We start from the raw sequence: 2,433 nt of genomic DNA, 5'->3' as shown, positions 1-2,433 counted from the left end.
CAGTCGACAAGGCGATCGGGACGGTGACGAACGCTGCGACGAAGCTGGGCGCGAACAAGACGCAGATCGACGGACAGAAGACCTTCGTCGACACGCTGATGAAGGCGAACGACCGGACGATCGGCATCCTGGTGGATGCGGATATCGAGGAGGAGTCGACGAAGCTGAAGGCGCTGCAGACGCAGCAGCAGCTGGCGGTGCAGTCGCTCTCGATCGCCAACTCGGCAAGCCAGAACGTCCTCTCGCTCTTCCGCTGATCGCAGACGGGCGGTCCCCTGACCGGGGCCGCTCCAGGCCCTCAGCTCTTCGCAAAAATCAAGGCTGCGCCCCTGCCGGCGCGGCCTTTTTCTTTGTCTTCCGCAAAACTTGGTTAACGAGACGCTAAATAATTTCTACGAGATTTTGGATCAAAACGGGCCAATGTGATCGACATCTCTTAAGCTTAATCCTTGAATAACCTTCCGGGCGCATGATGAATCCATCGACGGATCGGGCGGCGACGCCGGTTCCGGTCGATGCTGGCGCAGCGGATGGGTCGTTGGAGACTCAGGACATGATGTCGAGCCGCTGTCCCCGGTGAGAGTCCGGATGTTTAACGCGCAGCGAGTCGGGACCGAGCGGGCTCTGGATACGGGTATGCCGTCTTCAGGGCGCGATCAGGATTGCAAGATCGGATCGAGCGGGATGCTCACGTCGAGCATCGCCCCGGCCCATCGACCCCGGCGGCATGAGGCCGTTCTGCTGTACCGGTGCGAGCCCGGATCACGATCGCCCAAGCCAGTAACCGTGTAACCCAGGACAATCCGCCGTGACCAGCCTTCTGACCAACAACGCCGCGATGACGGCGCTCACCACCCTCAAGAGCATCAACCAGCAGCTCGACACCACCAGCAACCGCGTCTCGACCGGCCAGCGCGTCTCCGCCGCCTCCGACAACGCCGCCTACTGGTCGATCGCCACCACGGTGCGCACCGACAACGCCTCGCTCGGCGCCGTGAAGGACTCGCTCGGCCTCGGCTCCTCGGCCGTCGATACCGCCTATAACGGCATCAACAGCATCATCACCGACCTGCAGAACATGCGCGCCAAGCTGCAGACGGCGATGACCCCCGGCACCGACCGCTCCAAGGTCCAGACCGAGATCGCCGCCATCCAGTCGAAGATGAAGGCCACCGCCGATTCCTCGAACTCCAGCGGACAGAACTGGCTCTCGGTCAACTCGGCGACCACCAACAAGGCCTACCAGGCGACCCAGTACGTCATCGGCGGCTTCGCCCGCACCCCGGACGGCGCCATCACCTTCTCGAAGATCGGCGTCGACGTCCAGAACATCAAGCTCTACGACACCAACTCGACCAGCGTCACCGCCGCCGCCACGACCGCCCAGCTTATCGGCTCGACCTCGCTGACGGGCACCGACGGCTTCAAGACCGGCGCCAGCACCGGCACGATCGACTTCTCGGGTCCGAACGAAGTCGCGCTGACCGTGACGGTGAAGGGCCAGACCGCCAACCTGGTCCTCAACTCGGCGACCATGAAGTCGGCCGCCAAGGACCTGACCAAGGTCACGACCGACGAGTTCATCGCCGCGCTCAACAACCAGATCGCCGCCAGCCCGATCATCGGCGGCGACGTGTCGGCCTCGCTCGACTCGTCCGGACGCCTGACCTTCAACAGCACGGCGACCGGCACGACCACGGACCTGAACGTGGTGCTGGCAAACAGCACGGTCGGCAAGAATTCGATCGACGTTGGTTTCGGGAAGTTCACGGCCGCCGCGCAGTCGGCGGTGATGGTCGGCACTGCCGTCACCGGGACCTTCGACATCTCGTCGGCGTCCAAGACCTTCACCGTCAACGACGGCACCAAGACCACGACTATCACGTTTGACGCGACGGCTTTCACAGGCCTGGGTGCCTCCGCGACGTCGGCGGACAACAAGACGGTGAACGCCACCGACATGGTGGCGATCCTCAACAAGCAGCTCGTTGCCGACGGGAACAAGGTCGTCGCGACGATCACGAACGGCAAGATCACCCTGGCGAACACGAGTGGGACCACCGCGTCGATCACGCTGGTCGGCGCCGACGTGCCCAGCCTCGGGCTCTCACTCACGGCGGCCGATCCCAAGGTGGCGGGCACCGCGGTGACGTTTACCGCCAAGGGCAGTGATGCCGGCTCGACCCAGGCTCAGGGCATCCTCGACACCACGGCCGGCACCTACAGCGCCGGTGGCACCTACACGATCGCCAACCTCGACATCTCGAAGCTGGTGGGCACGTCGGGCGACAACGACCTGGCGGCGATCATCACGGCAGTCGACAAGGCGATCGGGACGGTGACGAACGCTGCGACGAAGCTGGGCGCGAACAAGACGCAGATCGACGGACAGAAGACCTTCGTCGACACGCTGATGAAGGCGAACGACCGGAA

General features: G+C 63.9%; 2 protein-coding genes. Both read left to right on the top strand.

The window, feature by feature from the left end; translation table 11 throughout:
* Positions 1 to 257 (top strand): flagellin (locus tag VQ03_RS29255; RefSeq protein ID WP_048454447.1); only part of this gene is annotated, 257 nt, incomplete at its 5' end.
* A gap of 551 nt (positions 258 to 808) precedes the next feature.
* Positions 809 to 2,433 (top strand): flagellin N-terminal helical domain-containing protein (locus tag VQ03_RS29250; RefSeq protein ID WP_048454446.1); only part of this gene is annotated, 1,625 nt, incomplete at its 3' end.

This window comes from Methylobacterium tarhaniae (assembly GCF_001043955.1).
Lineage (GTDB): Bacteria > Pseudomonadota > Alphaproteobacteria > Rhizobiales > Beijerinckiaceae > Methylobacterium > Methylobacterium tarhaniae.
Note: the sequence above shows the minus strand (reverse complement) of the source record. Positions and strands in the feature narration are given on the sequence as shown.